The 15,142-nt window shown below is 67.8% G+C and carries 16 protein-coding genes, 1 tRNA gene and 1 pseudogene; 5 read left to right on the forward strand and 13 right to left on the reverse strand.

Features of this window, described 5'->3' with window-relative positions; genetic code table 11:
* Positions 1-131: 131 nt before the first annotated feature.
* The 11 genes and pseudogenes from ACWD10_RS31460 to ACWD10_RS31510 form a co-directional block, all read right to left on the reverse strand.
* Positions 132-1,982: a hypothetical protein gene (locus ACWD10_RS31460; protein WP_451097059.1), complete on the reverse strand. Its 1,851-nt coding sequence runs from the start codon at positions 1,980-1,982 to the stop codon at positions 132-134.
* A gap of 443 nt (positions 1,983-2,425) precedes the next feature.
* Positions 2,426-2,761 carry a helix-turn-helix domain-containing protein gene (locus tag ACWD10_RS31465; protein WP_393689812.1) on the reverse strand — a complete coding sequence of 112 codons (336 nt, stop codon included), beginning with the start codon at positions 2,759-2,761 and terminating at the stop codon, positions 2,426-2,428.
* Entirely contained in the window at positions 2,758-3,945 is a 1,188-nt protein-coding gene (locus ACWD10_RS31470) for a tyrosine-type recombinase/integrase (RefSeq protein ID WP_451097060.1), read from the reverse strand. The genes ACWD10_RS31465 and ACWD10_RS31470 overlap by 4 nt, the downstream gene beginning before the upstream one ends.
* Positions 3,946-4,322: 377 nt before the next feature.
* The gene (locus tag ACWD10_RS31475; RefSeq protein ID WP_451097061.1) at positions 4,323-4,514 is read right to left on the reverse strand and encodes a hypothetical protein; all 192 of its coding nucleotides are present in this window, start codon (positions 4,512-4,514) and stop codon (positions 4,323-4,325) included.
* Positions 4,511-4,717 carry a hypothetical protein gene (locus tag ACWD10_RS31480; RefSeq protein WP_451097062.1) on the reverse strand — a complete coding sequence of 69 codons (207 nt, stop codon included), beginning with the start codon at positions 4,715-4,717 and terminating at the stop codon, positions 4,511-4,513. Before ACWD10_RS31480 ends, ACWD10_RS31475 begins: the two co-directional genes overlap by 4 nt.
* 286 nt (positions 4,718-5,003) lie before the next feature.
* Positions 5,004-6,185, reverse strand: coding sequence for a helix-turn-helix domain-containing protein (locus ACWD10_RS31485; protein ID WP_451097063.1), 1,182 nt, complete (start codon positions 6,183-6,185; stop codon positions 5,004-5,006).
* Between the two features lie 106 nt (positions 6,186-6,291).
* Complete coding sequence (locus ACWD10_RS31490; protein WP_451097064.1) at positions 6,292-6,933, reverse strand: HAD family hydrolase; 642 nt, start codon at positions 6,931-6,933, stop codon at positions 6,292-6,294.
* Between the two features lie 146 nt (positions 6,934-7,079).
* Positions 7,080-7,331, reverse strand: coding sequence for a hypothetical protein (locus ACWD10_RS31495; RefSeq protein ID WP_451097065.1), 252 nt, complete (start codon positions 7,329-7,331; stop codon positions 7,080-7,082).
* Complete coding sequence (locus ACWD10_RS31500; protein ID WP_451097066.1) at positions 7,328-7,558, reverse strand: hypothetical protein; 231 nt, start codon at positions 7,556-7,558, stop codon at positions 7,328-7,330. Before ACWD10_RS31500 ends, ACWD10_RS31495 begins: the two co-directional genes overlap by 4 nt.
* Positions 7,559-7,925: 367 nt before the next feature.
* Positions 7,926-8,528 (reverse strand): annotated as a pseudogene (locus ACWD10_RS31505) (peptidoglycan recognition protein family protein); the annotation flags it as partial.
* Positions 8,529-8,601: 73 nt separating this feature from the next.
* Complete coding sequence (locus ACWD10_RS31510; RefSeq protein ID WP_451097067.1) at positions 8,602-8,907, reverse strand: hypothetical protein; 306 nt, start codon at positions 8,905-8,907, stop codon at positions 8,602-8,604.
* Positions 8,908-9,284: 377 nt separating this feature from the next.
* On the opposite strand from ACWD10_RS31510, the gene ACWD10_RS31515 reads away from it, so the two are divergent.
* Complete coding sequence (locus ACWD10_RS31515) at positions 9,285-10,163, forward strand: hypothetical protein (RefSeq protein WP_451097068.1); 879 nt, start codon at positions 9,285-9,287, stop codon at positions 10,161-10,163.
* Positions 10,164-10,180: 17 nt separating this feature from the next.
* Positions 10,181-10,678 carry a helix-turn-helix transcriptional regulator gene (locus ACWD10_RS31520; RefSeq protein WP_451097069.1) on the forward strand — a complete coding sequence of 166 codons (498 nt, stop codon included), beginning with the start codon at positions 10,181-10,183 and terminating at the stop codon, positions 10,676-10,678.
* 249 nt (positions 10,679-10,927) lie between these two features.
* Here the strand turns inward: ACWD10_RS31520 and ACWD10_RS31525 are convergent.
* A tRNA-Val gene (locus ACWD10_RS31525) sits at positions 10,928-10,999 on the reverse strand.
* 167 nt (positions 11,000-11,166) lie between these two features.
* Here ACWD10_RS31525 and ACWD10_RS31530 point away from each other — a divergent pair.
* Positions 11,167-13,266 carry an oxidoreductase gene (locus ACWD10_RS31530; RefSeq protein ID WP_451097070.1) on the forward strand — a complete coding sequence of 700 codons (2,100 nt, stop codon included), beginning with the start codon at positions 11,167-11,169 and terminating at the stop codon, positions 13,264-13,266.
* A 132-nt stretch (positions 13,267-13,398) separates the two neighbouring features.
* Positions 13,399-13,983, forward strand: a complete 585-nt coding sequence (locus ACWD10_RS31535) for a PadR family transcriptional regulator (protein WP_451097071.1) — start codon at positions 13,399-13,401, stop codon at positions 13,981-13,983.
* Positions 13,984-13,986: 3 nt separating this feature from the next.
* Here ACWD10_RS31535 and ACWD10_RS31540 read toward each other — a convergent pair whose 3' ends face one another.
* Positions 13,987-14,364 (reverse strand): hypothetical protein, encoded by a 378-nt coding sequence (locus tag ACWD10_RS31540; protein WP_451097072.1) that lies wholly within the window; start codon positions 14,362-14,364, stop codon positions 13,987-13,989.
* Positions 14,365-14,452: 88 nt separating this feature from the next.
* Here ACWD10_RS31540 and ACWD10_RS31545 point away from each other — a divergent pair, with 88 nt between their 5' ends.
* Positions 14,453-15,025, forward strand: a complete 573-nt coding sequence (locus ACWD10_RS31545) for a GNAT family N-acetyltransferase (protein WP_451097073.1) — start codon at positions 14,453-14,455, stop codon at positions 15,023-15,025.
* Positions 15,026-15,142 lie beyond the last annotated feature (117 nt).

A 15,142-nucleotide genomic window follows, 5' to 3' on the forward strand; every position in this document is an offset into this window, starting at 1 on the left:
GTGACGGGGCGTGCGTCCCGGCCGCCGCGGCGAGGCATACGCATTTACTGCGGCGTAACTGTGCTGACCACGCGCCAAGCCGCATCAAGATCAACTCATTGCCCCTTCGAGGGGTATCTCGGCTGAACCCGTCATGGAGGGATGGGGCCGCCGCGGTGGGGGCGGGCCGTGTGGATGTATTTCATGGCAGTGGTGATGGAGATTCCGAAGATACGGACGAGGTGGACGGGATCTTCGGTCTCACGGGCCTCGTCCAGGATTCTGTCGGCGCGAACTGCGCGCAGAGTCAGGCCGGCGGCATCGAAGCGCCTGTAGACGTAGTCCGCGCAGACAGGATCAGTCGCACTGGCGGTCTGTTGGGTGATGAGGAGATGTGAGTTGACGGTGCGTGGCCAGCGCCTATGGCGGTAGCGGAGCCAGGCGTGCAGCAGGGCAGCTGTGGTGTCGTCGAGGTGGATGATATGGCGGCCGTGTGGGCGGCGGATCAGAAGTTGCCGTCGGGTAAGCAGAAGGTCGGAGAGGAGGAGGTTGCGCAGGTCGGTGCCGCTGGTGGCGTGGAGGGCGACCAGGGCGAGAACCAGGCGGGTAGCGGGGTTGGTGCTGGTCTCCAAGAGTCCGGCCAGCCGGTCGGGGGCCAGGGTGGTGGGCAAGAGTTCCTGGCGGGTGATGCGGAGGCCGCGGCTGGGGTCGACGAAGACGAGCTTGGCGTGTTTTAGGGCTCGAAAGAGCGACCGGACCGCCACAGCGCGCTCGTGGGCGCGTGGGCCTCTGACCGCGGTGACAGCGGCCGTGACGTCAGCCTCGGTCACTTGACGCAGGGTGGTGTAGCGGGTCGTCCAGTCAGCGAGTGGCGTGTCCAGGTAGATGAGGTAGCGGCGCATGGTGGCGTAGTCGGTGACGCGGTGGTGGGACCTGCTGGCGCCACGCAAAACCTTCACCCACGTGTGGAGCTCGTCGCTGATTCGACTCGGGAAGGCGGCGATGGTGCGCTGGACGAAAGCCTCGTGGCGGTTGCGTCGCGGGGGCGAGGGTACGAGCTGTTCGCGTTGGTCCAAGAAGGCGACAAGGCCACCAATGCGGCCTTTGCCACCCAGCACGCGGTGGAGCGCTCGCAGTTCATTCTCGTTAAAGGCGATGTCGGCACCCAACCAGGTGGCGGCCACTCGTAGAACCCGAGCTGAGGGCTCGTGGACTCGCTGGTGCCAGCGGTGCTCAGTCGTGTACCGGGCGAAGTCCGCCAGCAGGGCCTTCACCGGAGGTATCGGGGCTGGCAGCAGAGCTCCGGCCAGCGGGCGCCAGTCCCGCTCGACCTCGAAGATCGTCGCCTGGCCCTTAAGGACGACTGGCGGATTGAACTCCGGGCGGTCTCCGAGGAGCTCGCTGCGGGGCGCGCTGCCGCCCGCCAAAGGCGGTCCAGCAAAACGTAGTTGTCGCCAGGTGCTGGCGTCGGTGTCGGGACCCAGTTGAAGGCGTTGCCGAGTGCAGTCGCGGCATCGTCCGGCCTGCAGGGGAAGTGGCCCGGCGCCACACCGTCCGCAACGTCCCTGCTGGTCAGCGTATTTGCGCCGCCAGTGCCTACAGGCGTCGCACCATTGGTTTCGGCCCCACGACAGGCAGTGATCGCAGCTTCGCGGCTGAGGTTGAGGGCGGGCTCGCTGGGCGTGCGGTAGCACGGCCACCCCGTGGTCGAGATCAGGGGCCAGCAATCCGGCCATGTTCAGGACCGCAGTGACTCCGGAGTGCTGGCGAGGCAGGGCGTCAAGGATGGTGGCGTCGACCAGGTCTTGGCCTGCGGCGTCGCGGGCCGCCAGCGCAAGGGCCAAGGTGTTCACGGCACTGACGCGCCAGGTGCGGCTCAGGCGGTGCTCGGTCTGTACTTCGTTGACCAGCGGTTTCAGTCGTTCCAGATCGTCCTGGAGCCGACCGCGGAGCAAGACGGCGTGGCACTCCAGCAGTCGGTAGGGCGCGGGGAACATGGCCATCTGTCCGCGTACTGCCGGCGGGCGATCCGCCCATCGTCCAGGACGGCGGCCGGGCGTTGGGCGCGTGCCCAACCAGGCGTCTGGTAGCGGCCGTCGGCGTGTAGTCGGTAGGTGCCGGTGGGCGCCGCGGGCCGCCGGGTGGACGCCGGGAGACAGAACGAAAGCTGGGTCCACACCGGGTAGCGTGCGGCCTGGGCGGCTCGTAGTACCAGGCTGCGTCGTACTCGGTGATCGCCACGACGCATGCGCGGCAGAAGCCTTCCTTGTTGACCCGCCATAGCAGCTTGCAACGTCTGCATTCGGCTGCCGGGTGGTAACGCTTGGAGCGCCACTGGTGGCACGGGGAACAGAACGGCGATTGCGCTCGCAGTCCCCAGCCGAGACACCCCGCGCACTGCCCCAGCGAAGGAACGCGAGGAACGCGTATGCGTGGTCGGGCCATCTCAGTTCGGCGGGAGCGACGTCGGCCGCCCCGCTCCGCTCGACCGGCGTGGCACCGGCCGCGGAAGCTCTCCCGCGGCCTTCGCGAGTTCCTCGCCCTGGGCTGCCGGAGACTTCCGGGCGACGGGCTCGGCGATCAGCAGGTCCGCGACCGTGCACTGCAGCGCGGCGCAGATCAGGTCGAGGTCCTCCAACCGCACCGTCACCGGTGTGCCCGACCAGAGCGCGGAAACCTTCGACAGCGACGGAGTGAACCCGACTTCCGCGAACACAGGCATCAGCTCGCTGGGCCTCCAGATGCCCCGGTTGGCCGCCGCCCACCGCAGGTTCCACTTCACGACAGACCCCCCGCATCCACGCGCAACCGCTGTGCTGCCCGGGTTGACGAACGCTGGCTCGCCATCTCCGGATCGCCCTGAGCAGACAAAATGTACCGAACCGTGGTCGTAGTCCAGTCATGGCCAAGCAATTTCTGCACCTCCCACAGCGACATTCCTGCCTCGTAGCGGTGTGTGGCGCAGGCGTGCCGAAGCAGATGCGGAAAGATCCGCTCAACCGGACCTGACAGGTGAGCCGCTGAGGCCCGTGCCAGGGCCTTCCGCAGTGTCGAGGTCGTCACCGATAGGCCCACTGGACTCGGGCGGCCCTCGAAATCCAGGGCCAGGCGCTCCGATGGCCAGACCGGCGACTCAGGGTGCTCGGGGTCGTCCGAGAACAACCCCCGCACTTCCTCCACGTACCACCACAGCAGCTCGCGGCCCTCGGCGAACAGGAACGCCTCGCGCTGCCGCGGCCCCGACCCACGGGCCCCTTTGCCCTGGACGACGAAGCGCCCGAAGTCGCCCGCTTCCCAGTGCAGGTCCTTCATCCGCATCTGGCACAGCTCCGAGGCCCGCACCCCGGATATGTAGATCAACTTCGACATTACGTAGTCCCGGCACGCCACCGCCTCCTTGCGGGCGTGCGCCAGCTCCCGCCGCCAGCCGGCGAAGAACTCGCCGACCGCCCGTGCCGACGGCGGCACACGCAGGCCGAAGTCGCCGCGGTGCGCGTGTCGGTTGAAAGGGTCGATGGGCGACTCGACCGCCGTTCCGAACCTTCGGAAGATCTCGTGCGCGTAGCGTTGCTCCAGAAACGCGAAGAAGTGGTCGATCCGGTTCAGCTTTGATCGGACCGTCGGCGCTTGGCGCTTGCCGACCCCGGCGAAGTAGGCGTCGACGTGACGCGGCGTCAACCTCCACGGCACTAACCCGTAGTGGTCGCACACCTCGATCACCGGCTTCGTCAACCCGTCCAGCGTCGAGGACGCCAGTCCCGCCACATCCCGCGCCCACTGGTACTCGACCAGCGTGTCCATGAAGAACAACTGCTCGTCCTCCTGGTCAGCCCCGCCGGCGTACCGCCGCTGCAGCAACAGCACGTCGCTCAGCCCCGGCTCACCGCCCAGTAGGTCAGCATCTGTCGAAAGATGTTCGCTGGGCGGTGGCACGAGGGAGAGCACGCGCGTCCTGGGATCTGCCATGGACACGGAAGTTACAGCAGTTACTCCTGGAATTCTGGAGAACAGCCTAGAATCCAGGATGCTCGCTCATTGAGCCGAGGGAGCCTTCTGCCAGCTGAGATTGGGAGTTGCGGCTCTCAGTAGCGCAGGGAACCCGCTCGTACTCCAGTTAAGTGCCAGGTGCCGCCGCGGGCGGAGCGGACTATCAGTACGCGATCATTGGGGTCCGTGATGAGGACCGTGGCGGTGACGGGGTGCCCGGTGGGGCGATTCGCACTCATGGGGCGCACTCCGGATTAACGAGGAGGCATGGATCACGGCGCGGCTGGCGACGAACGGCCCCGCCAGCCGCCTGCACGGGACGGAGTGGCGGCTGGCGGGGCCCGGCAGGCGGCCGCCTATGTTGCTCGCCGTCGACGGCCGTCCTTCCCGAGACCAGCGGTATCGGAGCTGGGCTCGGGGGTCTTGGCGAGCGGGCACAGTCCCTTGTGGCTGTAGATGACCAGGGGCGCGGCACTGGCCCGGTCGTGCACGTGAGTGTCGTACGCCTCGCCGGGCATGATGACCCTCTCGCAGCGGCTGCAGATCACGACTTGCCCCCGTCCTTGCCGCACGAGGGGCACGCCCGCGGGAACCAGGACACGACGAGGTCGAGCCTGTGCAGGGGACGTTGGCCGAGGTTGACCGCCGTACGGTTGTCGAGGATTACGCCGCACCACACACACGCGGTGCCGCGCACCTGCTGCTCACTGAGGCCCTTCCAACTGCGCAGATCGCAGGTCTTCGCCATCATCGGCTCACTCCCGGGCGGCATCCGCAAGTGACCACGGGCCAGACGCGAGTGCCGCCGACGAGGGTGATGTGCCCTGCGGCGTGCAGTGTCTTGCCGACGGCTCCACAGTGGAAGCAGGCCTCACCATGGAGTCGGGCGATGCTCACTGGCCCCTCTACATGGGTTGGTGACACCGCTTGTGATTCACTCATGTCGGTTCCATCTGCCCTCTCTTGACGATGGGACAGATGGTGGGCTTCTGAGGGCACTACAAGTGACACAGACTGTGTCACCTGGTGTCACCCAGTCAGATCGCGCCGATCCACTCCGCGAAATTGGTGAGACTCTCGGCGTTCGCACGCTTCAACCGTCGGAGTGTGGCGGCGTCCTCCCGAGCCCATCGGTGCTCACGCGTGTGCTGGGGAGCGATGCGACGGGCAGCCTTGAGGGACTCGAAGGAGTGGTCAGGCAACCCCGCCCACAGCTGCGCACGGGCCAGCTCGATGTAGAAGCCGCTGCGCCGCTCCGCGGGCAGCTCCTTGGGTGGCTTCCACTCGCTGGCGACGTCCAGTGCACGGCCGACGTGGTCACTGCCGAGGCTGATGGCTACGGACACTTCGTGGATGCGCACGGAGTCGGGGCCGAAGGCGGTGCCTTGGTAAATGCCTTCCGGCACTCGCTCGCCTAGAGAGTGGGCCTCGTGGAGGTGGGTGTCTGCGGCGCTCGCGTTACCTGCGCGGCCTGCGATCACAGCCGCACGCATGTGCAGGGCTCCGCGAGCGGCGATCGCGGCGGTGTCGCTCGAGGCGGGGAGCTGGTCGGCTGCCTGCTCCAGGGCCCGTAAGCCTGGTGTGTGGGCGCGTGCGGCGAAGAACGTCTCCGCTCGGACGTAGCTCACGGTCGCCTCGAGGAGAGAGTCGTCCGCTTCCGGGACGGCCCAGCGCATGAGCTCGATCAGCCGCGCAGAGAGGTCGGACGCCCCGTACTTGTAGGCGACCGCATCGGCCGAGCGGTAGGCCGTAACGAGGAGTACAGCCAGCTCGGCGCGCTCTGCTCCGCGACTGGCATGGAAGGCGCGGGCGAGCTCGACAAGCAGGGCGGGCAACTGTCGGGTGATCTGGACGTACTGAGCGGCCAGGCGCCAGTTGGTGGCTGTCGCGACGTTAGAGCGGAGTTCGACGAGGGGGCGTGTGGGGCCTTCGTCGGGCACGTCGTAGGCAGCGATGGCCGCGGAGATCGCAGGTAGGGCGTCGTGCACACGTGTGTCGACGCGAGCGTGCCCGGTGAGAAGCCGAGATGGGTCAACGCCGAGGGCGGCCGCGATGGCGTCAAGGGTGTCGTCGCTGGGGAACCGGCTGCCTTGTTCGATCTTGCGGAGCATGCTGAGGGAGATGAATCCAGCGCGTGCTAGGTCGTCTTGGGTCATGCGGCGGGCGCGCCGGATGGCGGCGATGCGCTGGCCTACCTCGTGCGGGGCGTCGGCGGGCATACTGGCTCCAGTTCGGTGTGTCCACTCCGAACCGTACCCACGCCGACACGCTGCGGGTACGCAAACGGCCCCGCGGCATTCGTCTGTGGGGCCGCCTTGTCGCCGCTCAGCCGGAGGCAATCGCCACGAGTTCGGTGAGGCTGTCGATCTGCCAGTCCGCCGCGGCTCGCACTTCCGGCGCGTCTGCCCAGTAGTGGCCCCACGGCCCGCGGCGGATATGCGCGACGCGAAGTCCGGCCGCCCGTGCGGGGAAGAGGTCGTTGGCCGGGTGGTCGCCGACGTACAGCGTTGCCTGCGGCTCGGCCTGCGACACCTCCAGGACTCGCTGAAAGAACCCGGGTGCGGGCTTGGCGACGCCCCACTCCCCGGATGTCACCACCAGGTCAGCAGGCAGAGCCAGGCGGCGGAGCAACTCGCCCGCGCGCACCGTCTGGTTCCCGGCGATGATGACGCGGACGCCTTGCTGGCGGAGCTCGGCGAGGGCGGGGCGCACATCTTCGTACAGGTCTGCTTCGTCGATGACCTCCCCTCGGCCCGCGGCTTCTCTGGCCTCGTACTCGGCGGCGATGTCCACCCCGGGCTTCACCATCCGGACCGCATCGGCGTTGTCGCGGCCGTGGGTGACAACGGCGCCGACGAGGGCGGAGAGGGTGTGCCGGGGGACGCCGAGCCAGTCGGCCCATCCTGCCCAGTGGCGGTCGTCTCTGGTGAGGGTCTCGCCGACATCGAGCACCACGGTACGGATCATGGCGGCAGCGTATCGGGGCATGACGAAAGGCCCCCTCCCGGCTCCGAAGAGCTGGTAGGGGGCTGTGTGGCCTCGTCACATCAGGAAAGCGAAGCACGTCTGGATGGCGGCGAGTTGGCTGACTCCACCGCGGCACTTCCTGTCTCTCACCGGAACAGAGCGATGACGGCGACGACCACACCCGCTATACCCGCCAGAGCACCGATGCTGGGCAGTGGCCAGCGGGCCCGTTCCAGGGTTTCTACCCGCTGCTCCAACTGGTCGATGTTGGCCTCGGCCTGAGAGGTGCGTTGGAGGGCGAGCTCCAAGCGGCCGTTGAGCTCGGCGAATCCCTTTTCCATGGCCCCGCGCAGCCGCTCCAGTTCGAGCGCGACCGACTGCGATTCGGGCGGGGTCACCTGCGGTCCCGTACGCCCGGCAGCCAGGCCGCGGTCGAGGGGTCGCCGATGAGCGGGCCGAGCGCCGACTTCACCACAGTGAGCGCGGTCGGAATGGCTGCCACCGCCGCGGCCGTCCACGAAGAGATGCGGGTGAAGTCGAACCCGTCGGCGAGGAGGAGGCCGAGGAACGCCGCGGCGTACGTGGCGATGGTGCGCTCGATGAGGTCGGTGAGGAGCTTGGGCATGGCAGATCCGTTTCTGTGGTCGGGGCTTCAGGCTTCAGGGCCGGTCGGGGACGTCGAGGCGGACGGTGATGTTCTCGATGGCCTGGGTGATGCGGGCGACCAGCGCGTCGGCGTCGACCTCCTGGTGGTGCGTGGCCAGCGCGGCGGCCAGCTCGCGGATAGTCGCCTGCTGGGCCTGGAGGGTCGTCTCCACCTTCCGGATCCGCTTGCTGATGTCCACGACGATGGACTTGGCCATCCAGTGGTCGTTGCCGGGTGACCAGTCGGCGGGTACGCCTACGACGCCGTCGGTGTTCCAGACCGCGTCGGCGATATCGCGGGCGGTGGGCATGTCGTCCTCCTGTGCGGGGTTCCAACTGGCGGGGTGCTTGAGACGCTCGGCGACGTGGCGGCGGATGGCGGGCATGCCGCCTGCGATGCCGCGGGGGTCGACCTTCCCGGGCTGCCACTCGGCGTGGCCAATCACGGAGGTATCGCCGTCCCCGCCCCAGCCGTGCGCGGGCAGAATCGCCGCCGAGGCGCGCACGATCGCCTCGACCTGCGCCTGGGGCCAGGGGTCGCGGCCGTCGCCGAGGTTCTCGCACTCGAAGCCGTAGAAGTGGCGGTTGCCGTCGGTGTTCGCCTCGTTGTCCGGCGGCAGGCGCTTCTCGGCGATGACGGCGCGCAGCACGTCGTCGTCGCCGAGGCCCGCGTGGTTGGTCCGGCCGTAGCCGACGAGGTGCACGGTGCCGTCCTTGGTGATGACGCCGTGGCACAGCGGGCCGGGCAGGCTCGCATACCCGTTCCGGCAGATCGACACGGTCCGTACGGCGCCCTACGTGACGGTGTGGTGGATCATCACGCCATGCACGGTGCCCCATCGGCCCTTGTGGTCGCGGTTGTGCGTGCGCCAGTCGCCGACCTCGGCGACGCGTACGCCCTCTGCGCGCAAAGCCGCCACGAACGCGGCCGCGGACAGGGGATCGGCCATCAGGCCTCCAGCCATGAGAAAAGCCCCGGCCAGGGAAGGCGCGGGGCGTACGAGCGGTGCTCTGACGGGGTGTTCAGGCGATGCGCTGATACAGGAGGCGAGTCTGATTCCCGCCTCGGAGGATCGTGTCCTCGACAGCGGCGGTTGCCTGCGCGAACTGCATCGTGACCGGGGTGACCGTGCCGTCGGTGGCGAACGTCCCCTGGTCGTAGGCCGACCAGAACGTCGCGTTCCCGTTGGCGCCTCCGGCGAGCCTGTCGGTGGTGTTCGAGGGTCGGCGGAAGATGACCTGCTGTGGATTGTTGAACGTGCCGGTCGCTTCCGGGCGACGGTCTGGGTGAAGGAGGCGAAGAGCGCTCCGGCCGCGTCCCAGTTCCACTTGAAGTCCCCACTGCTGCCGGTGCCGTTGCCGCCGGTGGAGTACGAGATGTAGAGCCAGTACGCGTAAACGGCGTTCGGCTCGGGCGTGAAAGTGATCTCACTCGGGACGTAGACCACGCTGTTGTTGACGGTCTGGTCGTTCTCCTGCATGACCAGCTGCACATGCCGGGCATTGAGCCCGTCCGCAGTCAGCACCTGCCCCGCGAACCACTGGGGAAAGGACACGACTCCTCCTTAACGGTCGTCTCATTTGCCGTCTGCGGTCGCAGATGAAGGGGGAGGGTTCTCCTCCGTGCCGTCCTGGCACGGCGTGTAACTTCATATACAGGGATATGCGCCAATGAAGACGGCTCGGCGCGGAAGAAGATGATCGAAATGGGGACCCGCGTGATGGCGGCCATGGTGGCGGCCATCCTGGCGGGCGGCGGAACGATGGTCGCCTGCGGTGGTGGAGGAGGGGAGTCGGGGGGAGATCGTGCAGTTGTCACCGAAGCCGACATGAGGGCGTGGGCAGAGAACTTCGTCGAGCACCCGGCGGCCGTGGCGGCGGAGGAGATATTCGAGGGCGACACCAGCGAGGTATGTGACGAAGGCGAAGGCGGGGCCGAGGCCGTTCAGGACATTATCGACGATGCTCCGGATTCGCCGTATGCCAACGCCGAACTCGAGAAGGCGCTTGCTAGCTTGCGGGACGCGATCAAGGGCGCATGTGCCGTGGAGTCCGGCGACATCTCACAAGCCTCGGAGGCGTTCGGGAAGCTGGGCGACGCGGTGGAGCAATTCGATGCCTTTGCCGAGAAGGTCGACAAAAAATTCCCCGGCCTGAAGTTCCGGGAAGATTTCGATATCGGCCTACAGGACAATGGCGGCTCCGAGGCCACCGAGGAGAGTCCGCCACCCACAGAGGGGTCGCCAGACTCGATCTTCGATGACGGACGCGACGACGTGACACTCAAGTCCTGTCGAATCGGAGATCCGTACGGTCTCGGCAACTCGTACGCCATCGCCGATCTGTCGATCAAGAACGGCTCGTCCCAGGTCTCGGACTACTCGGTAAGGGTCGAGGTCACCGACGCGAAGACCGGAGACCGACGGGCCACGATGTTCGCATTCGCGGGCAAGGTCGCCCCTGGCCAGACTGTGGATACCGGGAACGGCGATGGCGAGGAGGATGTGAACAGCAACCCCACGGAGATCACTGGAACGATCAAGTGCTCGGTACTGTCCGCGGACCGTACCGAATCCAGTGAGTAGCACGGATTGGCCTTAGAGTGCGGCGACCGCGGCTCACGCAGGAGGATGCAGCGCAGGCTCTTGGTGTCAGCCGGGCCACGGTCCAGAACATTGAGCGCGGAATGCGGAGCGGTCGCCCGTTCACCCGAGTCAACTCGACCATGCGTGCGTACGCCGCCCTGCTCGGCTGGACGGCCGACAGTGCTGAGGCCGTAGCCGCGGGGGGTGAGCCGACCGCAGCGCGCGGAGGTGCCGGCGAACCGGTCGCCGAGGCCCCGGCTGCCGAGGCTCAGGCGGCAGCTTCCACAGGGCTTCCGCTCACTGTCGCCGAGGAGCTGGCGAGCGACGGAGCCCTTCTTGATACGCGAGTCATCGCGCTGCCAGGCGGCGGCCACGCCGTAGTGGTGGCGAAGGGGAAGCCCGGAGGGACCCCGGAGGAAGTGAAGCAGGCACTTGAGGCGTGGCGCCGCGCCCAACCCCAACTGCAGGTGATCGACGACCTGGTTGGCGACGAAGGCGCCGAGCCGGAGGCGTGACTGGACCCACAGGGCGCCATGGCACCTACCGAAATTGGTACGTGGGTCCGGGCGCTTCGCTGCGGGAATCCGTGGGGTGACCTGCGGGTTCCCGAAGATCGTTTAGGGGGAGTTTGGGAGCGCGCTGCCGTATGGAGCGCGTAGCCAGCCCGTAGGCGACACGTGGGCAACCCGCATGGCGATCAACGCACAGAGCCCCGGACCCTGCATGACCTGCAGGTTCCGGGGCTCTTTCGCTGTTCAACCCGGTGGGCGCGGACGGTTTCGAACCGCCGACATCCGCCTTGTAAGGGCGGCGCTCTACCGCTGAGCTACGCGCCCGGAGCGGACGACAGCCTACCTTGCCTGGGGTGCTGTGCCGCAAACCCGTTGTGGGTGGGGCCGGGGATCGGTGTGATCTGTTTTGCAACTTGTTGCACAACCCCGTACGGGTCGACTACAAACAACTTCGACGGTGCGCCGCGCGCGACCACTACGGAGGAGACCGGATGAGCCACAGCCCGAGCCACGACGCCCGGACCAGGACGAGCCCGAGCGGCAGCCCCTATCCGCATCTGCTCGCCCCGCTCGACCTGGGTTTCACTACGCTGCCGAACCGCGTGATCATGGGCTCGATGCATGTCGGCCTGGAGGAGGCCGAGCGTGGTTTCGAGCGGATGGCGGCGTTCTATGCGGAGCGTGCCCGTGGTGGGGCCGGGCTCATCGTCACCGGCGGCATCGCGCCCAATGAGGAGGGGCGGCCCTGGGACGGTGGCGCCAAGCTGACCACCCCCGAGGAGGCCGAGCAGCACACCGTCGTCACCGACGCCGTGCACCGCGAGGGCGGGAAGATCGCGCTACAGATCCTGCACTTCGGGCGGTACGCCTACCACGAGGCCCTGGTCGCGCCGAGCCCGTTGCAGGCGCCGATCAGCCCCTTCGTGCCGAACGAGCTGAGCGACGACGACGTCGAGCGGACCATCGAGGACTTCGTACGGGCGGCGGAGCTGGCCCGGTCCGCCGGGTACGACGGCGTCGAGATCATGGGCTCCGAGGGCTACCTGATCAATGAGTTCATCGCGGCCGCCACCAATCGGCGTACCGACCGCTGGGGCGGGTCGTACGAGAACCGCATTCGCTTCGCGGTCGAGATCGTGCGGCGTACGCGGGAGCGGGTCGGGCCGGACTTCATCCTGATCTACCGGCTGTCCATGCTGGACCTGGTTCCCGGCGGCTCCACGCTCGATGAGGTGGTGGCCCTGGCCAAGGAGATCGAGGCCGCGGGGGCCACGATCATCAACACCGGTATCGGGTGGCACGAGGCGCGCATTCCGACCATCGCCACCTCGGTGCCGCGCGGTGCCTACGCCTGGGTGACGAAGCGCGTGATGGGCGAGGTCGGCATTCCGCTCGTCACCACCAATCGGATCAATACGCCCGAGATTGCTGAGCAGTTGCTTGTTGATGGGCATGCTGATCTCGTCTCCCTCGCTCGGCCGTTTCTTGCCGATGCCGCGTTCGTGGCGAAGGCGCGTGAGGGGCGCGGCGACGAGATCAACACCTGTATCGGCTGCAACCAGGCGTGCCTCGACCACACCTTCAATCTCCAGATCACCTCCTGTCTGGTGAACCCGCGCGCCTGCCACGAGACCGAGCTCACCCTCGAGCCGGTCACGGAGATCCGTCGCCGTAAGCGCATCGGTGTCGTCGGTGCCGGGCCCGCCGGGCTGGCCTGTGCCGTCTCGGCCGCGGAGCGCGGGCACGAGGTCACGCTCCTCGACGCCGCGGGTGAGGTCGGCGGGCAGCTGAACATGGCCCGCAAGGTTCCCGGCAAGGAGGAGTTCGACGAGACCCTGCGGTACTTCCGCCGCCGTCTCGAACTGCTCGGCGTGGATGTCCGGTTGAACACTCGCGTTACCGCCGAGGAGCTGGCCGGCGGGGCCGGTGCGGCTGCTTACCCGGCGTTTGACGAGATCGTGCTTGCTACCGGTGTGACGCCCAGGACTCCGAAGATCGAGGGCGTTGACCACCCGAAGGTCGTCTCCTACGTCGATGTGCTGCGCGGTGGCGCCGACGTCGGGGAGCGGGTCGCGATTGTCGGTGCCGGTGGCATCGGCTTCGACGTCGCCGAGTTCCTTACCGACAGCGGTGACCAGGCGAGCCTGGATCCGGCGACGTACTTCCGTAGCTGGGGTGTCGACATGGAGTACCGCGAGCGTGGTGGGCTCATCGCGCCCGAGCGGCCTCGGCCGCCCCGGACGGTGCACTTGTTGCAGCGCAAGACCAGCAAGGTCGGCGCCGGGCTCGGCAAGACCACGGGCTGGATCCACCGCACCGAACTGCGCCACCGCGGCGTGGAGTTCCTCGCCGGGGTCACTTATGAGCGCATCGACGACCACGGGTTCACCATCACGGTGGACGGCGAGCCGCGGCTCCTCGACGTGGACACGGTGGTGCTCTGCGCCGGGCAGGAACCGCACCGCGACCTCTACGAGCAGCTTCAGGACTGCGGCACCCCGGTCCATGTGATCGGCGGCGCCGATGTGGCCGCGGAGCTGGACGCCAAGCGGGCGATCAAGCAGGGGACCGAGCTTGCGGCTTCCCTGTGACGATCGCTCGTCGCTTCCCTGTGACGGTGACTCCTCCTTGTCTCGGTGACTCCTCCTTGTCCGTGACGGTCGCTTATCGCCTCCCTGTGACGGTCAGCCGTCACGGGGTGCGGGCACAGGGATGATGGGGGGATGTCGCTGCCGTTCGCCATCCTCACCGCCCTGGTCGAGAAGCCGTCCTCGGGACTCGAACTGACCCGCCGGTTCGACAAGTCGATCGGCTACTTCTGGTCGGCCACGCACCAGCAGATCTACCGGGAGCTGGGGAAGCTGGAGGAGGCCGGATACGTCCGGGTCCTGCCGACGGCGAAACCGGCCCGCGGGCAGCGCAAGGAGTACGAGGTGCTGCCCGCGGGGCGGGCCGCGCTCGTGGAGTGGGTCGAGAAGGAGGAGGACCCCAAGCCGATCCGGTCCGCGCTGCTGCTGCGGATGCGCGCGGCGGCGGCCGTCGGGGCCGGCGGTCTGACGGATGAACTGCGGCGTCATCTCACCCTCCATGAGGCACAGTTGGCGGAGTACGAGGAGATCGAGCGGCGCGACTTCCCGGCCGGGCGGCGCGAGGCACCGGAGGACCGGCTCCGGCATCTCGTGCTCCGGGGCGGCATTCAGCTCGAGACATTCTGGATCGACTGGATCACGGAGGCGCTGGCCTCGCTGGAGCCGACGGCGGCCTCAGAGGGCTCGCTGGAGCCCACGGCGGCCCCGGAAGAGCGGTGACGCTCACCCCTCTTCCTGCGCGCCCCCGCCTCCGCCCTCGTCAGCGACGTCGCCCGCGCTGTCGTGCGAGTGCTTCAGGCGCATCCGTATGTCCACCGCATCCGGGCCCGTGAACCGCTGCCAGAACCGGTGACAGGTCACGAAGATCGCCAACTCTCGTTCGCGCTCGCGGAGTTTCTCGACCTCGGCCTGTTCGTCCGCGGTCCAGCCGGGCGAGGCGGGCCGCTCGACCTTGCGCCAGCGCTCGCTGTCGCTGAACCCTTCGAGCGGCACGACGGACCAGGGGAGCCGCTTGAGGAGGGCGTGAAGCTCGGCCCTGATCTGGTGCAGCTCCTCCTGACCTGCGAGGAGGTCTTCGGGAAAGTCATGGATCTCGGCCACGCAGCAAATCCTACGCCTGTTCGATTTTATGGAGCGAGAGAAAAGTGAGTCCGTCACACGAACGTGTGTTCCGTGCCATCGTGGGGTCATGACCATCGAGGTGCGCCCGGCTTCCGTATTCGAGGACGTCCGTGCCGTGCTCGGCCCCAAGTCGCCCGGCGCCAACGTCTGTTGGTGCCTGAGCTACCGGATCCCGTCCAAGCTCAACAACGAGCTGCGCGGCCCTGCTCGCGGTGAGTACGTCGCCGAGCTTTGCCATGCGGAACCGCCTCCGGGAGTGCTCGCGTACGACGGTGACGAGCCGGTCGGCTGGGCCGCCGTGGCGCCGCGTGCGGACACGTCCTTCGCGCGCAGCCGCAAGATCCCGCACGTCGACGACCTGCCCGTCTGGTCGCTGTGGTGCATTCGGGTACGCCCCGGCCACCGGAAGCAGGGGATCACGCACGCCCTGATCGCCGGGGCGGTCGAGTTCGCCCGCTCGCACGGTGCTCCGGCGGTCGAGGCGTACCCCCTCGACAGCGGCGACGCCAAGGTCGATATGACGATGGCGTACGCCGGGATCCGGAAGAACTTCGAACGCGCCGGGTTCGTTCAGGTCGCCGACACCACCTCGGTACTGGCCGGTCATCCCCGGGTCCTGATGCGGCTCGACCTGCGCTGACGGATCGGGCCCAAGGCCCAAGGCCCTGTCGTCGGACTCCCGCCTTCGGGCCCACCCACGACCAGCGCCGCATCACGAGGAGCACGAGCCCGACGAGGGCCAGGGACCAGACCATCC

It is taken from the genome of Streptomyces sp. NPDC002851 (assembly GCF_053591935.1).